The sequence below is a fragment of the Pararhizobium sp. PWRC1-1 genome, from assembly GCF_049897905.1.
Lineage (GTDB): Bacteria > Pseudomonadota > Alphaproteobacteria > Rhizobiales > Rhizobiaceae > Pararhizobium.
The window spans coordinates 1-788 of the sequence record NZ_JAFCXE010000079.1 but is presented as its reverse complement, the minus strand read 5'-3'; the positions used below and the strand labels follow the sequence as shown (position 1 = coordinate 788).

2 protein-coding genes are annotated in these 788 nt (G+C 60.3%); both read left to right on the top strand.

Annotation, left to right across the window (positions count from 1 at the left end; genetic code table 11):
• The coding region (locus tag ACP7E0_RS35000; protein WP_426131962.1) for a hypothetical protein at positions 1 to 431 on the top strand (431 nt) is incomplete at its 5' end.
• A gap of 23 nt (positions 432 to 454) precedes the next feature.
• A complete protein-coding gene (locus tag ACP7E0_RS34995; RefSeq protein WP_426131960.1) occupies positions 455 to 730 on the top strand; it encodes a hypothetical protein in 276 nt (91 codons plus the stop codon).
• The last annotated feature ends 58 nt before the right edge of the window (positions 731 to 788 follow it).

The window sequence follows — 788 nt, the reverse complement described above, 5'->3', positions numbered from 1 at the left end:
CATTGGTTACAAGAGGTGTAAACGAGGAACATCCCATGAGCACCTATAAGGACGAGCGCGGCGATACGGTTTCGAGTGTGGAGACGCAGAAGGTCGTGGAGGCTACGCCCCTGCAATCACGGCAGGGTTTGCTTGGGCGACCAGTACTGATGGTGCTGATAGGCGGTCTCGTTTTGGCCGCGATCGCCTGGGCTATCGCTGGCATGTATGGAGAGGCTGTCGACAACGACGCCGCCACGCAAACAAAGCAGACCACGACAACCGATACGAAGGCCGTGGTCACTCCGACCGATCAGAAGGTCATCGACAACACTCCACCTGCTGGAGAAACCATGCAGACCGCGCCAACAGACCGTGATCCCACGCCTGAATCCGGCACGGGCGGCGGTTCGCAATCGGTGGCCCCGGCGGGGACCGAGAAGACGCAGTAAAAACCTCGGACAGGAGTTCAGAGATGACGGATGACAAACTCGCACCGGACACTCCAATCGAAGAGCCAGCCCCGCTCGTTGACGAAGCACTAGCGGCGGTAAATTGGAAAGCCGGCAATCAGGAAGAGCTCAGGGCGTTGCGCTCGGAAGTCACCCGGTTAAAGGATTCGCTTCACGACGTTGCCTCGGGCGCTGGGCGTCTGGCGATGGAAGAGTTCCGCGGCGAGGTGCGGGCACAGCCGATCACGGCTGCGGCAGTCGTCGGCTTCCTGGCCTTTTTGTATGGCGTCACACGGTGACCGCCACAGGCAATCGGTCGGAAGATCTGGCCACGGAATACATCAGGCTCGGCGGCAA